At 73.5% G+C, this 19,787-nt stretch carries 15 protein-coding genes, 1 pseudogene and 1 riboswitch; of the genes and pseudogenes, 9 read left to right on the forward strand and 7 right to left on the reverse strand.

From position 1 onward, the window contains the following. Window positions 1-2 precede the first annotated feature (2 nt). From cobN to JOF36_RS23705, 5 genes are all read right to left on the reverse strand, one after another. The gene (gene cobN, locus JOF36_RS23685) at window positions 3-3,653 is read right to left on the reverse strand and encodes a cobaltochelatase subunit CobN (RefSeq protein WP_210030905.1); all 3,651 of its coding nucleotides are present in this window, start codon (window positions 3,651-3,653) and stop codon (window positions 3-5) included. A gap of 99 nt (window positions 3,654-3,752) precedes the next feature. Continuing rightward, window positions 3,753-3,884, reverse strand: a riboswitch (cobalamin riboswitch). An 84-nt stretch (window positions 3,885-3,968) separates the two neighbouring features. Then, window positions 3,969-5,300: an MFS transporter gene (locus tag JOF36_RS23690; RefSeq protein ID WP_210030907.1), complete on the reverse strand. Its 1,332-nt coding sequence runs from the start codon at window positions 5,298-5,300 to the stop codon at window positions 3,969-3,971. Window positions 5,301-5,342: 42 nt separating this feature from the next. Then, window positions 5,343-5,873: a 3-isopropylmalate dehydratase small subunit gene (locus JOF36_RS23695; protein ID WP_210030908.1), complete on the reverse strand. Its 531-nt coding sequence runs from the start codon at window positions 5,871-5,873 to the stop codon at window positions 5,343-5,345. Then, window positions 5,870-7,138, reverse strand: coding sequence for a 3-isopropylmalate dehydratase large subunit (locus tag JOF36_RS23700; protein WP_307862558.1), 1,269 nt, complete (start codon window positions 7,136-7,138; stop codon window positions 5,870-5,872). The genes JOF36_RS23695 and JOF36_RS23700 overlap by 4 nt, the downstream gene beginning before the upstream one ends. A 2-nt stretch (window positions 7,139-7,140) precedes the next feature. Continuing rightward, window positions 7,141-7,995 carry an isocitrate lyase/PEP mutase family protein gene (locus JOF36_RS23705; protein ID WP_210030910.1) on the reverse strand — a complete coding sequence of 285 codons (855 nt, stop codon included), beginning with the start codon at window positions 7,993-7,995 and terminating at the stop codon, window positions 7,141-7,143. Between the two features lie 197 nt (window positions 7,996-8,192). Between JOF36_RS23705 and JOF36_RS23710 the strand changes: the two genes are divergently transcribed. Continuing rightward, entirely contained in the window at window positions 8,193-8,930 is a 738-nt protein-coding gene (locus JOF36_RS23710; RefSeq protein ID WP_307862559.1) for an IclR family transcriptional regulator, read from the forward strand. A gap of 10 nt (window positions 8,931-8,940) precedes the next feature. On the opposite strand, the gene JOF36_RS23715 is transcribed toward JOF36_RS23710, so the two are convergent. Further along, window positions 8,941-10,620: a PucR family transcriptional regulator gene (locus JOF36_RS23715; protein ID WP_245350955.1), complete on the reverse strand. Its 1,680-nt coding sequence runs from the start codon at window positions 10,618-10,620 to the stop codon at window positions 8,941-8,943. A gap of 94 nt (window positions 10,621-10,714) precedes the next feature. Between JOF36_RS23715 and speB the strand changes: the two genes are divergently transcribed. From speB to JOF36_RS23755, 8 genes and pseudogenes are all read left to right on the forward strand, one after another. Continuing rightward, window positions 10,715-11,659: an agmatinase gene (gene speB, locus JOF36_RS23720; RefSeq protein ID WP_210030915.1), complete on the forward strand. Its 945-nt coding sequence runs from the start codon at window positions 10,715-10,717 to the stop codon at window positions 11,657-11,659. Continuing rightward, window positions 11,659-13,077, forward strand: coding sequence for a sodium:solute symporter family protein (locus JOF36_RS23725; protein ID WP_443706279.1), 1,419 nt, complete (start codon window positions 11,659-11,661; stop codon window positions 13,075-13,077). The genes speB and JOF36_RS23725 overlap by 1 nt, the downstream gene beginning before the upstream one ends. A 117-nt stretch (window positions 13,078-13,194) precedes the next feature. Beyond that, the gene (locus JOF36_RS23730; protein WP_210030918.1) at window positions 13,195-14,187 is read left to right on the forward strand and encodes a C40 family peptidase; all 993 of its coding nucleotides are present in this window, start codon (window positions 13,195-13,197) and stop codon (window positions 14,185-14,187) included. 58 nt (window positions 14,188-14,245) lie between these two features. Then, a pseudogene (locus JOF36_RS41630) lies at window positions 14,246-14,467 on the forward strand (ferredoxin-like domain-containing protein); the annotation flags it as partial. A 1,224-nt stretch (window positions 14,468-15,691) separates the two neighbouring features. Continuing rightward, window positions 15,692-16,330: a precorrin-8X methylmutase gene (locus JOF36_RS23740; protein ID WP_210036190.1), complete on the forward strand. Its 639-nt coding sequence runs from the start codon at window positions 15,692-15,694 to the stop codon at window positions 16,328-16,330. Next, the gene (locus tag JOF36_RS23745; protein ID WP_210030920.1) at window positions 16,327-17,910 is read left to right on the forward strand and encodes a precorrin-2 C(20)-methyltransferase; all 1,584 of its coding nucleotides are present in this window, start codon (window positions 16,327-16,329) and stop codon (window positions 17,908-17,910) included. The genes JOF36_RS23740 and JOF36_RS23745 overlap by 4 nt, the downstream gene beginning before the upstream one ends. Window positions 17,911-17,931: 21 nt before the next feature. Beyond that, window positions 17,932-18,402, forward strand: coding sequence for a GNAT family N-acetyltransferase (locus JOF36_RS23750; protein WP_210030926.1), 471 nt, complete (start codon window positions 17,932-17,934; stop codon window positions 18,400-18,402). A 311-nt stretch (window positions 18,403-18,713) separates the two neighbouring features. After that, window positions 18,714-18,941: a hypothetical protein gene (locus tag JOF36_RS23755; protein WP_210030927.1), complete on the forward strand. Its 228-nt coding sequence runs from the start codon at window positions 18,714-18,716 to the stop codon at window positions 18,939-18,941. Between the two features lie 66 nt (window positions 18,942-19,007). Here the strand turns inward: JOF36_RS23755 and JOF36_RS23760 are convergent, their stop codons facing one another. Further along, window positions 19,008-19,775, reverse strand: coding sequence for a cobalt-precorrin-6A reductase (locus JOF36_RS23760; RefSeq protein WP_210030928.1), 768 nt, complete (start codon window positions 19,773-19,775; stop codon window positions 19,008-19,010). Between the last annotated feature and the right edge of the window lie 12 nt (window positions 19,776-19,787).

The following is a 19,787-nucleotide window of genomic DNA, read 5'->3' on the forward strand; positions in this document are numbered from 1 at the left end:
CGTCAGCTGCCCTCCTCCAGATCACCCTCGCTCTCCAGGTACGCCTGCCGCAGCGCGTCCAGGGTGGACTGCTCCGGGGACTCCCACAGCCCGCGGTCGACGGCCTCGAGGAGCCGCTCGGCCATCCCGTGCAGCGCCCACGGGTTGGAGTCGGTCAGGAACTTGCGGTTGTCCGGGTCGAGCACGTACTCGGCGGTCAGCGACTCGTACTGCCAGTCGGCGATGACGCCGGTGGTGGCGTCCCAGCCGAACAGGTAGTCGACGGTCGCGGCCATCTCGAACGCGCCCTTGTAGCCGTGCCGGCGCATCGCCGCGATCCAGCGCGGGTTGACCACGCGGGCGCGGAACACCCGGGCGGTCTCCTCGTGCAGGCTGCGGGTGCGGACCGACTCGGGGCGGGTCGAGTCCCCGACGTACGCGGCCGGCGCGGAGCCGGTCAGCGCGCGCACCGTGGCGACCATGCCGCCGTGGTACTGGTAGTAGTCGTCGGAGTCGGCGATGTCGTGCTCGCGGGTGTCGATGTTCTTGGCTGCCACCGCGATCCGCCGGTAGGCGTTCTCCATGTCGTCCCGCGCGGGGACGCCGTCGAGGCCGCGGCCGTAGGCGTAGCCGCCCCAGGTGGAGTAGACCTCGGCGAGGTCGGAGTCGCCGCGCCAGTCGCGGGAGTCGACCAGCTGCAGCAGGCCCGCGCCGTAGGTTCCCGGCTTGGAGCCGAAGATCCTCGTCCGGGCGCGGCGGTCGTCGCCGTGGCGCTCCCGGTCGCTCTCCACATGCGCCCGCACGAAGTTCTGCTCCGGGGCCTCGTCGAGCTCCGCGACGAGCCGCACCGCGTCGTCGAGCAGGGCCAGGACGTGCGGGAACGCGTCCCGGAAGAACCCGGAGATGCGCACCGTGACGTCGACGCGGGGCCTGCCGAGCTCCTCGAGATCGATCACCTCGAGGTCGCGGACGCGCCGGCTCGCGTCGTCCCACACCGGGCGGACGCCGAGCAGCGCGAAGACCTCGGCGACGTCGTCACCGGAGGTGCGCATCGCGGACGTGCCCCACACCGACAGCCCGACCGAACGCGGGTAGTCGCCGTGGTCGGCCCGGTACCGCTCGACCAGGGACTCGGCCATGGCCTGCCCGGTCTCCCAGGCGAGCTTGGACGGCACGGCCTTCGGATCGACCGAGTAGAAGTTGCGCCCGGTGGGCAGGACGTTGACCAGCCCGCGCAACGGGGAGCCGGACGGGCCGGCCGGGATGAACCCGCCGTCGAGGGCGTGCAGCACCTGGTCGAGCTCGTGCGCGGTGGCGTCGAGCCGGGGCACGACCTCGTCGGCGGCGAAGCGGAGCACCGCCTCGACGGCCACCGGGTCGGCTCCGGGGAGCACCGCCGCGCCACCGCCGGTGCCGCCGGGGACATCCTCGGGGCCGGTGGAGGCGACGTCCAGGTGCTCGGCGATCACCGCGGGGGCTGCGTCGGCGTCCCAGCTCCGGGCCTCCATACCGGCGACCATCGCCCTGGCCACCTGCTCGACGGCGTCGGTGCGGGCCCCGGTCTCGGAGCCGTCCTCGACCAGCCCGAGCGCCTGGCGCAACCCGGGGACGGACTGCTCGCCGCCCCACATCTGCCGGGCCCGCAGTACGGCGAGCACCAGGTCGACGCGCTGCTCCCCCGACGGCGCCAGGGCCAGGACGTGCAGGCCGTCCCGGATCTGGACGTCCTTGATCTCGCACAGCCAGCCGTCGACGTTCATGAGCATGTCGTCGAAGACCTCTTCGTCCGGGCGTTCCTCCAGACCCAGGTCGTGGTGCATCTTCGCCGCCGTCATCAGCGTCCAGATCTGCTGGCGGATGGCGGGCAGCTTGGCCGGGTCGAGCGCGGAGATGTTGGCGTGCTCGTCGAGCAGCTGCTCGAGGCGGGCGATGTCGCCGTAGCTCTCGGCGCGGGCCATCGGCGGGATGAGATGGTCGACGAGGGTGGCGTGCGCGCGCCGCTTGGCCTGGGTGCCCTCGCCCGGGTCGTTGACCAGGAACGGGTAGACCAGCGGCAGGTCGCCGAGCACCGCGTCGGTCCCGCAGGACGCCGACATCCCGAGGGTCTTGCCGGGCAGCCACTCCAGGTTGCCGTGCTTACCGATGTGCACGATCGCGTGCGCGCCGAACCCGCCCTCGGCCGCCGGTGCGGCCAGCCAGCGGTAGGCCGCCAGGTAGTGGTGCGACGGCGGCAGGTCCGGGTCGTGGTAGATCGCGACCGGCTTCTCACCGAAGCCCCGCGGGGGCTGCACCATCAGCGTCACGTTCCCGGAGCGCAGCGCAGCGACGACGATGTCCCCGTCCGACACGTAGTGCTCGCCGGGCGCGGCGCCCCAGTGCCCCTCGACGCCGTCGCGGAAGTCCTGCGGCAGCGTCTCGAACCAGCGGCCGTAGGTCTGCGCCGAGATCCGGATCGGGTTGCCGGCGAGCTTCTCCTCCGACAGCCAGTCCGGGTCCTGCCCACCGGCCTCGATGAGCGCGTGCATCAGCGCGTCGCCGTCACCGGTCTCGACGCCCGGAAAATCGCCGGTGTCGTAACCAGCGGCCGCCATCGTCCGCAGCAGCGCGATCGTCGACGCCGGGGTGTCGAGCCCGACCGCGTTGCCGATCCGGGCGTGCTTGGTCGGGTACGCCGACAGCATCAGCACGATCTTCTTGTCCGCGTTCGGGACCCGCCGCAGGTTCGCGTGGTTGACCGCGATCCCGGCGACCCGGGCGGCACGCTCGGCGTCCGGGACGTAGATCGACAGGCCGTCGTCGTCGGTCTCCTTGAACGAGAACGGGACGGTGATCAGCCGGCCGTCGAACTCGGGGACGGCGACCTGGGTGGCGACGTCCAGCGGGGACAGCCCGTCGTCGTTGTCCTCCCAGCTCGCGCGGGAGGAGGTCAGGCACAGCCCCTGCAGGATGGGGACGTCGAGCGCGGCGAGCTCGGCGACGTCCCACTCCTCGTCCTCGCCGCCGGCCTGTGCGGACGCCGGCTTGGTACCGCCGGCGGCGAGCACGGTGACGACCAACGCGTCAGCCCGGCGCAGCGTCTCGAGCAGCTCGGCGGGTGCCTGGCGCAGCGACGCGCACCAGATCGGGAGCGGGCGCGCACCCTTCGCCTCGATCGCCTCGCAGAGCGCCTCGACGTAGCGGGTGTTCCCGGCCAGGTGCTGGGCGCGGTAGAAGAGCACCGCGACGGCCGGGCCGTCGTGCTCGATCGCCGCCCGGTCCAGCACGCCCCACTCCGGCAGCTCGACCGGCGCCTCGAACCCCTCGCCGGTCAGCAGCACGGTGTCGGAGAGGAAGGCGTGCAGCTGACGCAGGTTGTCGGTACCGCCCTGCGCCAGGTAGGTGTGCGCCTCCGCGGCGATACCGGCGGAGGTGGTGGAGAGCTCCATCATCTCGGCGTCGGGCGCCATCTCGCCGCCCAGACAGACCAGCGGGGTGGCCCGGGTCCGGAGCAGGTCGAGGCCGGCCTCGAGGTACCGGTACCCGCCGAGCACCCGGACGATCACGATGTCGGCCTCGTCGGCCATCGCGGCCAGCTCGTCGTGCAGCACCCGGTTCGGGTTGGCGAGCCGGTAGTCGGCGCCGCTCGCGCGGGCGGAGAGCAGGTCGGTGTCCGAGGTGGAGAGCAGCAGGATCACGGGGTTCCCACCCGACGGAGTGCAGGCGGGGTGGGCATCGGAGCTGTGCGGGCGCGCGTCATCGGCGGACCTTCCTCGGGATCCTCGTCCCATGCGGAGGTGGAGCGGCGGGTGGTGGCAGTGTCTGGCTCTCCCCGGAGGGATCACAGTGGCGGGACCGCGCCGGACTCGCACCGGCTTCCTGCGTCCCCACCCGCCGTCTTCGGTTGTCCGGTCACCTTCCGCAAAGTGCCGGTCCCACGTCAAGGTACGCCGCGCCTCCGGTGGTGAGCGGCACGTGCGGCACGCCGAGGCACCGGGACGCACGTGCCGCGCCTACACCGGGAGCCGATCCCGGCCGGTCTCACGCAGTGTCAGCACGGTGACCGCACCGACCAGCGCGACGCCGAGCACCCAGTACGCGGGTGCCATCGGGTTTCCGGTGCTCTGCACGAGCTGCGCGGCCACGTAGGGGGCCGTCCCACCGGCGAGGATCGTCCCGATATTGAATCCCAGGGCAACCCCGGTGTAGCGGATCCGGCGCGGGAAGAGCTCGGTGAACTGAGGGAAGGCAGGGACCTGCGCGAGCCCGTTCACTGCCATGTAGACCACGTAGACCAGCGTGACCACGACGATGCTCGACGTGGCACCGAGCAGCGCGAACGCCGGCCAGGCGATCACCAGGTAGAGCGCGTACGCAGTCAGCAGCACCGGTTTGCGCCCGAACCGGTCGGTGAGCATCCCCGCCAGCGGGTAGGTGGCACACGCCAGTGCGATACCGATCGCCGAGGCCCAGTAGATCGACTGGGCCTCGAAGCCCTCGGTCTGGATGAGGTAGGTGCTGAAATAGGTCAGTCCCACGTAGCCGGTGCCGTTCATCGCGATCGCGATTCCGACGACCCGCAGCACCGCACCCGGCCGTTCCCGGATCACGCTCAGCAGCGGACTGCGGACGACCTCGTTCCGCTCGGCCATGGCCTCGAAGTCGGCTGTGTCCTCGAGCTTCACCCGGACCCAGAGGCAGATCAGAGCGAGTGGGACCGCGATTAGGAACGGGATCCGCCAGCCCCAGGCGGACATCTTCTCCGGCGTCGTCAACGCCGTGACCACCCCCACCACAGCTGCGGCCACGGAGAAGCCGAGCGTGGATCCGATCGGGGTGAGGGACCCGTAGAGACCGCGCTTACCGGGCGGCGCCGACTCGGCGACGTAGGTCGCTGCGCCACCGATCTCGCCACCGGCGGAGAAACCCTGTGCGAGTCGAACCAGCACCAGCAGCACCGGGGCGAGGACTCCCGCGGTCGCGAAGTCCGGCAGCATCCCGAGGATCCCGGAGAAGGCGCCCATGGTCACGACGGTGACCACCAGCGCGTGCTTACGGCCACGCCGGTCACCGAGCCGGCCGAAGAACCACCCGCCGATCGGTCGCATGACGTACGCGGACCCGAACACGGCGAGGGTGAGCAGGATCGAGACGCCCGGCTGATCGCTGGGGAAGAACAGCGGTCCGAGCGTGACCGCGAGAAAGGCGTAGACGCTGAAGTCGTAGTACTCGATCAGCGTGCCGACCCCGCCGGCCAGCGCGGCACGGCGGGCGGACGGTGGTGATGCGGATGCGGGATGGGCACCGGGGCCGGCGCCATCCGGCGGAGACGTCGTCTCGGACACGATGAAGCTCCTGATCGTCGCTGATCTCGGGGGGAAATGGGGTCAGGTACGAGCGTGCTCGGCGAGCAGCAGCTTCAGCGAGCCACCGGCCTCGATCACCCGGGCCACCCGTGCGCTCGGCGGGGTGCCACACAGCACGTCGCTGGTATCGAGGGTCACGACTGCGGTCCGCCAGTCGACCGACACGCCTGCCTCGATCCGGACGGCACCGGAGATGCCGGGCACGGTGAGCAAGGGCATCCCGTTGTAGGTCTCGCCCCGCCAGAACCCGGGCGAGAAGGAGTCGGCGAGTACCGCGGCGATGCCGAGATCTCTCAGGGCCACCATCGGCGGGTAGTGCGGGTGGCCGTACCCGAAGTTCCGGCCACCGACGATCACGTCCCCCGGCCGTACCCGTTCGGCGAAGGTCGGGTCGTAGGCCTGCATGACCTTGCTACGCAAGAACTCGGCGTCGTAGGACTTGATGTTCTCGACACCGATCACCAGATCGATGTCGAAGTCGTCGCCGAAGACCCACGCCACCCGTCCGGTGATCACGTCCGGTGGAGGCGGGTAGTCCCGCGCGGCGCTCACCGGCCCGTCACCTCCCGGGCGGCGGTGATGGTGCCCGCCAGCGCGCTCGCCGCCACGGTGGACGCCGAGCCCATGTAGATGTTGGCGCCGGTGCTCCCCATCCGGCCGGAGATGTTCAGGACACCGGTGGAGATGCAGTTCTCATCGGGTTGCAACGGCTTCTGGTAGCCGAAGCAGAAGTCGCAGCTCGACCGGGCGATCTGTGCGCCCGCCGAACGCAGCACGTCCAGCAGCCCCTCGTCCTCGGCCTGGCGGTGCACCGCGTCCGACGTCGGGACGACGTTGAGCTCGACCCCGGGTGCGACGGTCCGTCCGTCGAGCACCGCGGCAGCCGCGCGGATGTCCTCGATGCGGCCGGAGGCACAGGAACCGATGAACGCTTTCGTCACGGCCGTGCCGTCGAGGTCGGAGGCGTCGCGGGTGTTCGCCGAGCGCGCCGATCCCGGCAGGACCACCTGCGGAACGATCGTGGCCAGGTCGTAGTGATGGACGGCCCGGTACTCGGCGTCGGCGTCCGGCGACTGCGGGACGAAGTCGGTACCACCGGCCCGCCGTGCATGCTCCAGGGACGCCGCATCCGGCTCGAACACCGCCGAGACCGCGCCGGTGAACATCGCCATTCCACAGAGTCCTTGCCGGTGGTCGATCGACATCGACCGCGCGCCGGGGCCACCGAACTCCATCACCTGATGAGCGCATCCGTCGGCACCGTGATCGCCGATGATGCGGTGCACCAGGTCCCGGCTGTCGACGCCGGGCCTGAACTCCCCGGTCAGCTCGAAGCGGGTCGTGGCCGGGACGTCCAGGAAGATCCGGCCGGAGACCCACGCCTCCAACAGGTCCCGACGTACTCCCCAGCCCAGCGCGCCGAACGCGCCCGCACCCGAGATGTGCCCGTCGAAGTGGATGAGGAAGTTCCCGGGCTGGGCGTAGCCCAGCTCCGCCATCACCTGGTGCCCGATCCCACGGGCCTCGTGCAGCGCGATCCCGTAGTACTCGCACCAGTCGCGGGTGACCTGGTGCACCTCCTGCTCACGGGCGTCACCACGGGTCAGCATGTGGTCGATGAACACGACGTAGCGTTCCGGCTCGGCGAGCTCACGGATTCCGAAGTCGTCGTGCATCTGCCGGAACATGACATCGGTGTAGCCGGGAAAGTCGTAGGCGATCATGTAGTCCGGCCGGATCGGGAGGTTGTCCCCCGCCCGTACCGACGGCACGCCCGCTGCCCGGGCGAGGATCTTCTCGGTGATCGTCGAGCCCACCGTCACACCACCGCCGTGGGCAGGTACGCGTGCTGCTGGCGCTCGATCTCGGCCATGCCGATCAGCTCCACGAAGTCGTGGTGTCCCAGGCCGTCCTCGCTGACCGACGCGGGCGGCTCGCCCGCCGCCAAGCGGCCCAGGCAGTGCTGCGCCGCACCGGCTACGGCCATGAGCACCTGGGTCGGCAGCAGTGCCAGTCGCACACCGATCTGCTCCATGACCTCCGACGTGAACTCGCGCTCGGTCCACGCCGACGCGGTCAGGGTCGCTGTCAGCGGCACACCGGCGACCTCTCGGCACCGGGCCCACTCCTCGACCGTGGTGAAGGTCTTCGTGACCGGCATGATCATGTCGGCCCCTGCCCGCACGTATGCCTCGGCGCGACGCAGAGCCTCGTCACCCTTCGCGTCGGTGCGCGCGATGACGATCATGTCGCCGGCCGCGTCCTTCACCGCCCGGACCTTGCCCTCGGCCTCGGCGAGGTCGACGAGGTCGACCTCGGCCCCCGGGATCAACGGGCAGCGCTTCGGGGAGCGTTGGTCCTCCATGAAGACCGCGGCCACCCCGGCATCGGCGAACCGGCGGGCGGTCCGGCCGGCGTTGACGGCGTTGCCGTACCCGGTGTCGATGTCGGCGATGACCGGCAGCGTGCTGGCCTCCCGGACCGTGCGGACCGCCTGCAGGTTCTCCGACATCGTGTACAGCTCAGCGTCCGGGTAGCCGAGCGCCGCCGAGATCGCGAAGCCGGACGCGCACAGCGCGGGGAACCCGGCCTGCTCGGCCAGCCGTGCGGTCAGCCCGTCCCAGACGCCGGGGGCCCGGACCACGCCCGTGGAGATCATCTCGCGCAGTTCCACACTGTCCACCTCTCTGTGCGTGTATCGTGATGCGATACGCGTTCCGAAAATGTGGCTGAGCGACCCGCCATGTGTCAAGACGTCGGTGCGCGCCGGTCACTAACCTGGTCCGGAACGACACGACGAGTGAGGTGACAGTGGGCGGTGCGGCCCCCCTCGAGGGCACTGACGCGACGAGCCGGGAAACCGTGGGGTCGGTGCTGCGCGCGTGCCGGCTGCTCGAGCAGTTCAGCGCCGATCGGCCGGTGATCACGTTGGCCGAACTGACGGCAGCGACCGGACTCAACAAGCCGACCGTGCACCGGCTCATGACGTCGTTCGTCGAGGCGGGATGGGTGCACCGGGACTCCGCGGGCGCCTACCGCATCCGGATGCCGGTCTTCGCGGTCGGTGCGGCGGCGCTGGCCGAGTTCGACCTGCGCACCGAGGCACGCCCGGTGCTGGAGGAGCTGGCCGCGCGGTTCGGGGACACCGCCTTCCTGATGGTGCCCGCGGACGCGGGGGCGGTCTGCATCGACCGGGTCGAGGGCGGGAAGCCGCTGGTGGTGGCCGGTATTGGAATCGGGACGGTGCTGCCGTACAACGCGGCGGCGGCTCCGGTGGTGATGGCAGCATTCGATTCCGCCGTCCGGAATCGTGTGCTGGCCGACGAGCTGGCGGCCTTCACGGAGGTCACCCACGTCGACCCGGCGGAGTTCACCGCCCACCTCGACGAAGTCCGGACCACGGGTATCGCGGTCAGCCGCGACGACTACCTCGGCGGTGTGTCCGCCGTCGCCGCACCGATTCTCGGCCGCGACGGTGCGCTCGCGGCCACCGTCAGTCTGGGCGGGCGCAGTGAGGACTTCACCGGCGCCGAGGGCGACGCCCGCGCGGCCGCTGTGGCCGACGCAGCACATCGGCTCAGCACGACCGTCGGCGCACGGCCCGCCTGACCGGCTGGGTTCATCCTGGATCCGCGGCCCGGCCGAGGTCCCGGGCCCGCAGGGCGAGCCACAGCTCGTGCCGGTCCTGGGCCGAGGCGAGCCGCCGCCCACTGATCCACTCGGCGGCCTCGACCCGGTTCCGGACGGTGTGCCGGTGCACGCCCAGCGCGGACGCCGTCGCCGCCCAGTGCCCGTTGTGCTCCACGAACGCGGCGACCGCGCGCAGCAGGTCCGGCCCGCGGGGGTCGGCGTCGAACGGTCCGAGGACGGCGTCGGCGAAAGCCCGTAGCCGGTCGTGGTCCAGCAGCGCGAGCAGCATCCGGCTGGAGGCGACGTCGGCGGCGTGCGCGGGGTGCCCGGTCAACCGGGCCATGGGTAGCGCCGAGCGGGCCTGGCGCAACGACACCGCCAGAGCACCGGGCCGGACGGCGATGCCGATCCCGGCCGGACGCCCTCCGGCGAGCGCCCCGAGCACCGCTTCCAGGTCCACCGAGGCCGGTACCGCCAGCTCCACCCGGCCGCCGGTGCCGCCTGTCTCGTCGCCGCCGGGCGGCCGGCGGCCCGGCACCGGGGAAGAGCCCGTTGCCGGGGCAGGGCGCGGTACGCGGCCTTCCCAGGACCGAGCCGGTGCCGCCCCGTCGGAGACGTCCGGTCCGGAGACGACCCGCACCAGCGCGTCCGGCAGCACCGCGGCGAGATCGGCGGCGAGCTCGTCGGGCCGCGGCGCCGCGACGACCGCGGCCCGCAACTCGGCCTCCGGCAGACCGGCGGCGGCGAGCCGGCGCCCGGCGACGTCGTCGTCGACCACGCCGCGGTCCAGCACGGCGAGCAGCCGTTCGCGGTCCCGCCGGGATGCGGCGTCCAGGCCGGAGCGGCGTTCGAGCTCCAGCGACAGCAGCGAGACCAGGTCGCCGGTGACCTGCTGGGGCGGGGCGCCCGTGGCCGGGCCGTCGATCAGCAGCAGCGCGCGGATCCGGCGTGAGCCGAGGGGATGGACCTCACGACGGCGCCCGGCGTCGCCCGGCCGTGCGGGCGTCACCTCGACCGCTGCCCCGAGCAGGCCCTGCCCCCGCACGTCAGCGATGGTCGTCGTCAGCTCGTCGGCCAGCTCGGCCGCGCCCTGCACCGGTGCGGCGGCCAGGACCCGGCCCAGCAGGTCCACGACCACGCCGGTGCGGCCGGTCGCCTCGACGTGCGCGGCCAGCACCGCCTCCGCTCCGCCCGGTGCGACGGCGGCCGCGGTCAGCGCCCGCTGGGTGCGCAGCGCCCACTGCAGCCGCGCCCGCTCGGCCACGTCACGGTAGGCGAACACCGCCTTGGTGACGGCGATGAACGGCACGCCGTCGGGCACCGAGAGCAGCGGCAGCCCGGCCCGGCGAGCGGCGGTGACCAGTGCGGACGGGGTGTGCCGGTGCGGCAGGTCGGCACCGAGCCCGACCCCGAGCGCGACCACACCGTGCGCACGCAGGTGCCGCGCGTAGCCGGTCAGGGCGTCGACATCGCCGGGCAGCAGGAACCCGACGGTCAGCACCAACTCGCCTCCCTGCAGCCAGTCACCCGGCTCGACCAGCTCGGAGACCGCCGCGGCGGCGACGGTGGCGTCGAGGGCGGCGTCGTCGACGGCCTCGCGGCCCAGCCGCAGCGCCGGGTCGCCCAGCAGGGCCCGCAGTGTCACGCCGGTGGATGGCATGGACGTCATGTCGAACAGCATCGCCCGAAGTTCGACGTTCCGTCACTTCTGCCGCCGGCCCGCGCGGAGGACGGTGTGCCGAACCGCACGAGGAGGTCACCCCATGCCCATCGGCCCGACCGACGCCGGCGCCGTCCCCCGCTTCGCCGGTCCCGCGACGTTCGCCCGCCTGCCCCGGCTCGACGAGGTCGACCGCGCGGACGTCGCGGTACTGGGACTGCCGTTCGACTCCGGCGTCTCCTACCGCCCGGGTGCCCGGTTCGGGCCGGCGCACGTGCGGGCGTCGTCGAAGCTGCTGCGGCCCTACCATCCACCGCTGCAGGTGTCGCCGTTCGCGGCACAGCAGGTCGCCGACGCGGGCGATCTCGGCATCAACCCGTTCGACATCGCCGAGGCGGTGAGCACCGTCGAGGCGGCCGCGGACCGGCTGCGCGCGGACGGGACGACGCTGCTCGCCCTCGGTGGCGACCACACCGTCGCGCTGCCCCTGCTCCGCTCGGTGGCCCGTACGCACGGCCCCGTCGGCGTCGTCCACTTCGACGCGCACCTCGACACCTGGGACACCTACTTCGGTGCCGACATCACCCACGGCACGCCGTTCCGCAACGCCGCCGAGGAAGGCCTGCTGGACCCGCGGCGCTGCCTGCACGTCGGCATCCGCGGGCCGCTCTACTCCGAGCAGGACCTGACGAACGACGAGGTCCTGGGCTTCCAGGTGATCCACACCGACGCGTTCCAGACCGAGGGACTGCCTGCGGTCGTCGAGCGGATGCGACGGCGGCTCGGCACCGGTCCGGTGTACGTGTCGGTCGACATCGACGTGCTCGATCCCGCGCACGCGCCCGGCACCGGGACACCGGAGGCCGGTGGACTGACGAGCCGGGAACTGCTGCACGTGCTGCGTGCGCTGGTCGGGGTCGACGTCGTCGGCGCCGACGTCGTCGAGGTCGCCCCGGCCTACGACCACGCCGAGATCACCGGCATCGCCGCGGCGCACGTCGCCTACGAGCTGCTGTCCGTGCTGGCCACCAACCGCGCGAAGGACTGATCGCCGTGGACGTCACCGTCGTCGTCCTCTACCTGGCCGCGATGATCGCCTTCGGGTTCTGGGGCCGCCACCGCACCCGCAACCGCAGCGACTTCCTCGTTGCCGGTCGCCGCCTCGGCCCGTGGCTGTACTCGGGGACGATGGCCGCGGTCGTCCTCGGTGGCGCCTCCACCATCGGCGGGGTCGGGCTCGGCTACGAGTACGGCATCTCCGGGATGTGGCTGGTCGTCGCGATCGGCACCGGGATCCTGGTGCTGTCGCTGCTGTTCTCCGCGCGGATCCAGCGCCTCGGCGTCTACACCGTCGGGCAGATGCTGGAGCTGCGCTACGGCAGCGGGCTGGGCGCACCGTCCGGTGTGGTCATGTGGGCCTACACCCTGGTGCTCGCGGTGACCTCGACGATCGCCTACGGGACGATCTTCGGGGTGCTGCTGGACATCGGGCGGGTGCCGGCGATCGTGATCGGCGGGACCGTGGTCGTGGTCTACTCGACGCTCGGCGGGATGTGGTCGGTGACGCTCACCGACTTCGTCCAGTTCCTGATCAAGACGGTGGGCATCTTCCTGGTGCTGCTGCCGGTCGTCCTGTGGCGGGCGGGCGGTTGGGACGGCCTGGCCACGGCCGTCCCGGCGGATGCGCTGTCACTCACCTCCATCGGCGGCGGCACGATCCTGACCTACTTCGTCACCTACGGGTTCGGGCTGCTGATCGGGCAGGACGTCTGGCAGCGGGTGTTCACGGCCCGCTCCCCCGGCGTCGCCCGCTGGGCCGGCGTCGGTGCGGGCGTCTACTGCCTGGCGTACGGCGTGGCCGGGGCGCTGATCGGGACGGCCGCGCAGGTGCTCGTGCCCGGACTGGCCGAGCGCGACGACGCGTTCGCCACGATCGTCGGCGCCGTCCTGCCGCCCGCCGCGGCCGGGCTGGTGCTCGCCGCCGCACTGTCCGCGGTGATGTCGACCTCCAGCGGTGCGCTGCTGGCGACGGCGACGGTGTTCAACCAGGACCTGCTCGGCCGGTACCGGCGGTCTCCCGAACACGACGAGGTGGCCGGTACCCGGTGGGCGGTCGCCGCGTTCGGCGTCATCATGATCGTGATCGCCTGCCTGCTGCAGGACGTCGTCGCCGCGCTGACCCTCGCCTACGGGATCCTCGTCGGCGGCCTGCTCGTGCCGATCCTCGGCGGTCTGGTGTGGCGACGGGCGACCCGGGCCGGTGCGCTGGCGGCGATGGCCGTCGGGACCGTCGCGACGCTCGGGACGATGCTCGTGCTCGGCGATCTCTACGCGAACGAGCCGGTGTTCGCCGGGGTCGGTACCGGGCTGGTCGCGTTCGTCGCGGTGTCGCTGCTGACCCGTCCCACCGGCGACGACGTCCGCGCCGAGTGGGATCGGCGCACCGTGGCGGCTCCGAAGGTCTGATCACCGGCCGGGTGGACCGCTTCCCCGGGCGGGTGACCGGGCCGGTGCGCCTCCTTGCCGCGCCGCGGGCCGCCGACGACGCTCACCGCGCACCGTCCCGGCCAGCCGAGGAGCCCCGTGTCCCGACGCATCCTCACCGTGTTGCTCGGCACGGTGCTGGTCACCGCGCTCACCGTCCCCGCCGCGCACGCCGCCCCGGAGATCCCGATCGACGACCGCGCGATCGTCGACGTCTCGGTCGCGACGGTGTGGACCACACCGACCAGCGCCCGTGAGCGGGACCGGGACGCCCTCGGTGCCCCCGCCGACCCGGCGGGCTGGCTGGCGTCGATGACGGCGTCCGACCGCCGAGAGCTGACGACGGCGTCCCGGACCCAGACCCAGGTCCTCTACGGCGCCCCGGTCCGGGTGCTGGAGCAGCGCGGCGACTGGACGCGGATCGCGGTGCCCGACCAGCCCAGCGGCAAGGACGACCGCGGCTACCCCGGCTGGGTCCCCTCGGCCCAGCTCACCGACGGCGCCGCGTTCACCGGGCTCGCGGCGGCGCTCCCGACCGGGACCGTCGACGGTGTCGCCACCACCTGGCTGTACCGCGACGAGGCCCGCACCGACCGGCTGCGCGAGGTCAGCGCCGGGACCCTGCTGCCGGTGCTCGCCGGTGGCGACGGGTCCGTCGAGCTGGCGCTGCCCGACGGCGGTACCGCCTGGGTCGACGCCCGGCACCTGCGGGTCGGCGAGGCGCCTCCCGCGACCGGCGCGGACCTGGTGCGCACGGCGCGGCTGTTCCTGGACCGCCCCTACCTGTGGGGTGGCCGGTCCGGGTTCGCGCCGGACTGCTCCGGCCTGACCGGGCTCGTGCACGCGCTGCACGGGATCACGATCGGCCGCGACGCCGTCGACCAGGCCGATGGCGGGCGTGCCGTCGAGCGGGACCGGCTGCAGCCCGGTGACCTGCTGTTCTGGGACTCCCCCGCCACGCACGTCGCGATGTACGCCGGGGACGGGATGATGATCGAGGCGTTCGACGCCTCGACTCCGGTGCGCCACACCCCGGTGCGGTTCGACGACGCGTACTCCGGCGCCCGCCGGTACCTGCCCGGCACCATGTGACCGACCCCGCCGCGGTCGGTCGGGGCCGGCCCCGGTTCCCTGTGCCTACAGTGGCGGCGTGCCGACGACCGCCCGCACCCGTACCGACGCCTGTCCCGGCGTCGTATCGCCGCACCTCGCGGCGGACGGTGCGCTGGCCCGGGTCCGGCTCCCCGGCGGGATGATCTCCGCGTCCGCCCTGCGCGCCGTGGCCGCGCTCGCCCGGGACGCGGGCGACGGCTCGGTGCACCTCACCTCCCGCGGCAACCTGCAGCTGCGGGGCCTCGACCCGGCCGACCCGCGCCCGGTGCAGCGCCTCACCGAGGCGGGGCTGTTGCCCTCGGTCACACACGAGCGGGTCCGCAACGTCCTGGCCTCCCCGTTGTCCGGGATCGCCGGCGGATGCGCCGACGTCCGGGGGCTCGCCGCCGCCCTGGACCGCGGTCTGTGCGCCCGCCCGGGGCTCGCGGCGCTGCCCGGCCGGTTCCTGATCGCGATCGACGACGGCCGCGGCGACGTCGCCGGGGAGCGTCCCGACCTGTGCTGGCGGGCGAGCACCCCGGACGACGGTGACCTCCTCGTCGCCGGCACCCGTACCGGCCTGCGGTGCGGGCCCGCCGAGGCGCCCGAGCTGCTCCTGGACGCAGCTGAGGTGTTCCTCGACCTGCGCGCCGAACACACCGACGATCCCGAGGCCCGCGCCTGGCGCGCCACCGAGCTCCCCGACGCCCCCTCCCGCATCGCCCGAGCGCTCCTACGCGAGGCGCCGGCCCGAGGAACACACTCCCGCCCCCCAGAGGGCGGCACCGTGCACCTCGATGCCGAGTCGCGAACTCGCGCCCACCTCGACTCGACGTCGCCACCGCACCCACCCCGCCGAGAGTCACGTCATGGTTCGCCCGGGAGCAACCACGTGACTCTCGACGACACGTCCGTCGTCGGGGAGGTCGGTGGCGGCAGTGTGGGGGTGGGGGTGGTGCTCGGAGAGCTGTCCGCGTCGCACATCGAGCTGCTCTCCGATGTCGCGCCGGAGGTGCTCGTCACGCCGTGGCGGACGCTCGTCCTCCCCACGCCGGTGGCCGGCGCGATCGATCGGCTCCGTGCGGCGGGTCTGATCGTCGATCCGGGGCACCCGGCGCTGCGGGTCAGTGCCTGCGCGGGCGAGCCGGGCTGCGCCAAGTCCCTCGCCGACGTCCGCGGCGACGCTCGCGAGCTGATCCGGCTCGACCCCACCGGGCCCGTGCACGTCGCCGGGTGCGCCCGGCGCTGCGGCGCCCCGCACACCCCGCACACCGACGCCGTCGCCACCGGGCCGCTGACCTACGAGATCGACGGCACGAGCCCACCGGGGCCCCTGCGCCGAGCCGCCGCACCCCCGAATACGACCGCACCCCCGAGTGCCATCGCACCGGGCGACGCAGCGCACGCCGCACCGGGCGTCCCGGCCGCACCAGGCCACGCCGCGCCCGCCGACACCACAGCCCCGCCCGACCGCACCCCCGCAGGACCGACCGAGGAGCCACCGCTGAGCGGCCACGACTACATCACCGACGGCGCCGAGATCTACCGGCGCTCGTTCGCGACGATCCGCGCCGAAGCCGACCTGTCCGGGATGCCGCCCGGGATGGCCGACGTCGCCGTCCGGATGATCCACGCCTGCGGACAGGTCGACCTCCCCACCGACATCGGGGCGTCCGAGCACCTCGTCGACAGCGTGCGGCGGGCGCTGAAGGCGGGCGCGCCGATCCTCTGCGACGCGATGATGGTCGCCTCCGGAGTCACCGCGGCCCGGCTGCCCGCCTACAACGAGGTGCTCTGCCTGCTGCGCGACCCGCGCGTCCCGGAGCTCGCGACGGAGATCGGCAACACCCGCTCCGCGGCGGCGTTCGAGCTGCTCACCGACCGGTTCGAGGGTGCGGTGATCACGATCGGCAACGCCCCGACGGCGCTGTTCCACGTACTCGACCTCATCGACCGCGGTGCGCCGCGCCCCGCGGCGATCCTGGGGATCCCGGTCGGGTTCGTCGGAGCCGTCGAGTCCAAGCAGGCCCTCGCCGCGCGCACCGACCTGGAGTACCTCGTCGTACACGGCCGCCGCGGCGGTTCGGCGATCACCGCGGCCGCGCTCAACGCGCTGGCCCACGAGCAGGAGATCATCGCGTGAACCCCGACGTACGTCGTCCCGCCCAGGGGCCGGACAGCACCGGCACCCTCTACGGCGTCGGCCTGGGCCCCGGCGACCCCGAGCTGACCACGATCAAGGCGGCCCGGCTGGTCCGCGACGCCGACGTGATCGCCTACCACTCCGCCCGGCACGGCCGCTCCATCGCGCGCCGGATCGCCGAGCCGCACCTGTCGGGGACCGCGGTCGAGGAGGCCCTGGTCTACCCTCTCACCACCGAGACCACCGACCACCCCGGCGGCTACCAGGGCGCGATCGACGAGTTCTACACCGAGGCCGCCGGCCGGCTCGCCGCCCACCTGGACGCCGGACGCGACGTCGTCCTGCTCGCCGAGGGCGACCCGCTCTTCTACGGCTCCTACATGCACATGCACAAGCGCCTGGCCGGGCGCTACCGCACCGAGGTCGTCCCCGGTGTCACGTCGATCAGCGGGGCCGCCGCGGCCCTCGGCCAGCCGCTGGTCGAACGCGACGAGGTGCTCACCGTGCTGCCCGGCACGCTGCCCCCCGACGAGCTGGCCCGCCGGCTCGCCGACACCGACTCGGCAGCCGTCATGAAGCTCGGGCGGACGTTCGGCAACGTCCGCGACGCGCTGGCCGACGCCGGGAAGCTCGGCCGGGCCCGCTACGTCGAGCGGGCCACCATGGACGGCCAGCGCACCGGCGCCCTGTCCGATGTGGATCCGGGCGGGGTCCCGTACTTCGCGATCGCGCTGGTCCCCGGCGAGGTCGCGGCCTCGGTCCCCGACCAGGAGAACGACGACCACCGGTTCCCGCAGGCGGAGCCCGCGCCGGGGCACGGACCGGGCGAGGTGGTCGTGGTCGGGACCGGGCCCGCCGGGCGGGACTGGCTGACGCCGCAGGTCGCCGCGGCACTCGCCGGGTCCGACGATCTGGTCGGGTACGGCCCCTACCTGGACCGGGTGCCGCCGAACCCGCGCCAGACCCGGCACCCGTCGGACAACCGGGTGGAGGCCGATCGGGCCGCCCACGCGCTGGACCTGGCCGCGGCCGGGCGGCGGGTCGCCGTCGTCTCCGCCGGGGACCCGGGGATCTTCGCGATGGCCACCGCGGTGCTGGAGGTGGCCGCCGGGCCGAAGTACCGCGACGTGCCGGTCCGCGTGCTGCCCGGGCTGTCGGCGGCGCAGGCGGTGTCGGCCGCGGTCGGCGCTCCGCTGGGCCACGACCACGCGATGATCTCGCTGTCGGACCGGCTGAAGCCGTGGGACGTCGTCGCCGGCCGGCTGCGCGCCGCCGCGGCGGCCGACCTGGCGATCGCGATCTACAACCCGCGCTCGAAGGCCCGCCCCTGGCAGGTCGGCGCGGCCCGCGACGTCCTGCTGGAACACCGCGCCCCCGGCACCCCGGTCGTGCTGGGCCGCGACGTCGGCGGGTCCGGTCAGCGGATCACCGTCACCACGCTCGGAGAGCTGGACCCGGAGCTGGTGGACATGCGGACGCTGGTGATCGTCGGATCGTCGACCACCCGGGTGGTCGAGCGCGGCGGTGGGCCGATCGTCTTCACCCCCCGCCACTACGGCGAGGGGACGACGACCGGCTGATCCCGCAGTAGCGTCACCGCGGTGAGGACCGTGCACCACTTCGGACCCGACGACTGGGAGGCCGCCCGGACGGTGCGGCTGGCGGCCATCCGGGACGCGTTCGGGGAGCGCAGCCAGTTCTTCCGCGAGCAGGCGGCGCTCGAGGAGGCAGCCTGGCGCACCGTGCTGGCCGGCCACGCGCGGTTCGGCGCGTTCGTCGACGACGCCCCGGCCGGCACCGTCTGCTGGCGGCCGGACGGTCCCGACAGCCTGCTCTACGGCATGTGGGTGCGCCCGGACGTGCGCGGGAGCGGCCTGGCCGGTGAGCTCGTCGACGCCGTGCTGGCGGTGGCCCGCCGGCACGGGTCCCGGGCGCTGCGGCTCAAGGTGGAGCCGGGCAACGCCCGGGCGCTCGCGTTCTACGCGAAGACCGGGTTCCGGGTGCTCGAGGCACCGTGCGACGGCGCCCGCCACCCGACCGGTCTGGTCGTCATGGAACGCGCCCTCGACTGACCCGCGCCGGCACCGCAAGCTCCTGCAACCGGGTCGGGAAGCGGTTCCGGGAGGAGCACCGTGGGGCTGCGCGTGACCGGGTGCGGGAGCTGAACCGGTTCGAGCCGGGGAGGTTTCGCCCGAGGGATGCGAGACACGATCCGGCGGTGGAAGGCCGGCGACCGTGACCGGTTCGGGCAGTGCCACCCGTAGCGAATATCCTCCCTGGGTGGCGCCCACACCACGCCAGTGCCTCGACATCGGGTGGTCTCGCCCGGTGTCGTTCGCAGCATCGGCCGGCGCATGGAGTGCCTGCCGGAAGGGTGGTTGCAGTGACCTACGTCGTGACCGCGCACCGGTGGGAGCGCGGGTGGGAACTCCACATCGCCGACGACCAGGGCGCCGAGGTCGGTGTCACGCAGGCTCGGTCCCTGACCGGGGCCGAGGTGATGGTGCGGGACTACCTCGCGCTCGACGACCGCGACGACCAGGCGCCGGTGGAGATCCGGCCGGTGTTCGACCCGGCCACGGACCGGCGGATCGCGGAGGCGCGCGCGTAGGGAACCTCCGGTCGCGGTGGGCGGCGTATGTGTCGCACCCGCGCTGACGGTTCCCCGCTGCCGAGCTCACAGGCCCAGCGCCGCCACCGCGTCGGCGACGGTCCCCACGCCGGTCACCCCCCGGGGCAGCGGCGGCCGATCCACCACGACGACCGGGATCCCGCGCTCCCGGGCCACCGTCAGCTTCGGCGCGGTCGCGTCCCCGCCGGAGTCCTTGGTGACCAGCACGTGCGGATCGATCTCGGCGAACAGGTCGCGCTCGGCGGCCAGGTCGAACGGGCCCCTGGCGAGCAGCAGGGTGTGCCGGGCCGGCAGCGGCGGGGGCGGCGGGTCGACGGCGCGCACGACGAACCGGGCGTCGACGCCCGCGAAGGCCGCCAGCCCGCCGCGGCCGGTGGTCAGCAGGACCCGGCCGTCGGGGCCGGGCAGCAGCGGCCCCAGCGCGGTCGCGGCGTCGGCGACGGAGGCGACCCGGTGCCAGCGGTCCCCCGGCCCGGGCGTCCATCCCGGACGGCGCAGCACCACCAGCGGGATCCCGGTCGCGGCGCAGGCGGCCGCGGCGTTCGCCGTCATCCCGGCGGCGAACGGGTGCGTGGCGTCGAGCACCGCGGTCACGCCTTCCGCGCGCAGGTAGCCCGCGAGCCCGTCGGCACCGCCGAAGCCGCCGATCCGGACCTCGCCGTCCGGGAGCCGGGGGCTGCGCACCGCCCCGGCCAGCGACGACACCACCCGGATCCCGGCCTGCGCCGACAGTGCTGCGGCCGCGGCCCGTCCCTCGGTCGTGCCACCGAGAACCAGGACCGTGCGGCCGGCGGGGGTGCGCGGATCGGTCACGACCGCCAGGGT

The organism is Pseudonocardia parietis, from assembly GCF_017876315.1.
GTDB classification, from domain to species: Bacteria; Actinomycetota; Actinomycetes; order Mycobacteriales; family Pseudonocardiaceae; genus Pseudonocardia; species Pseudonocardia parietis.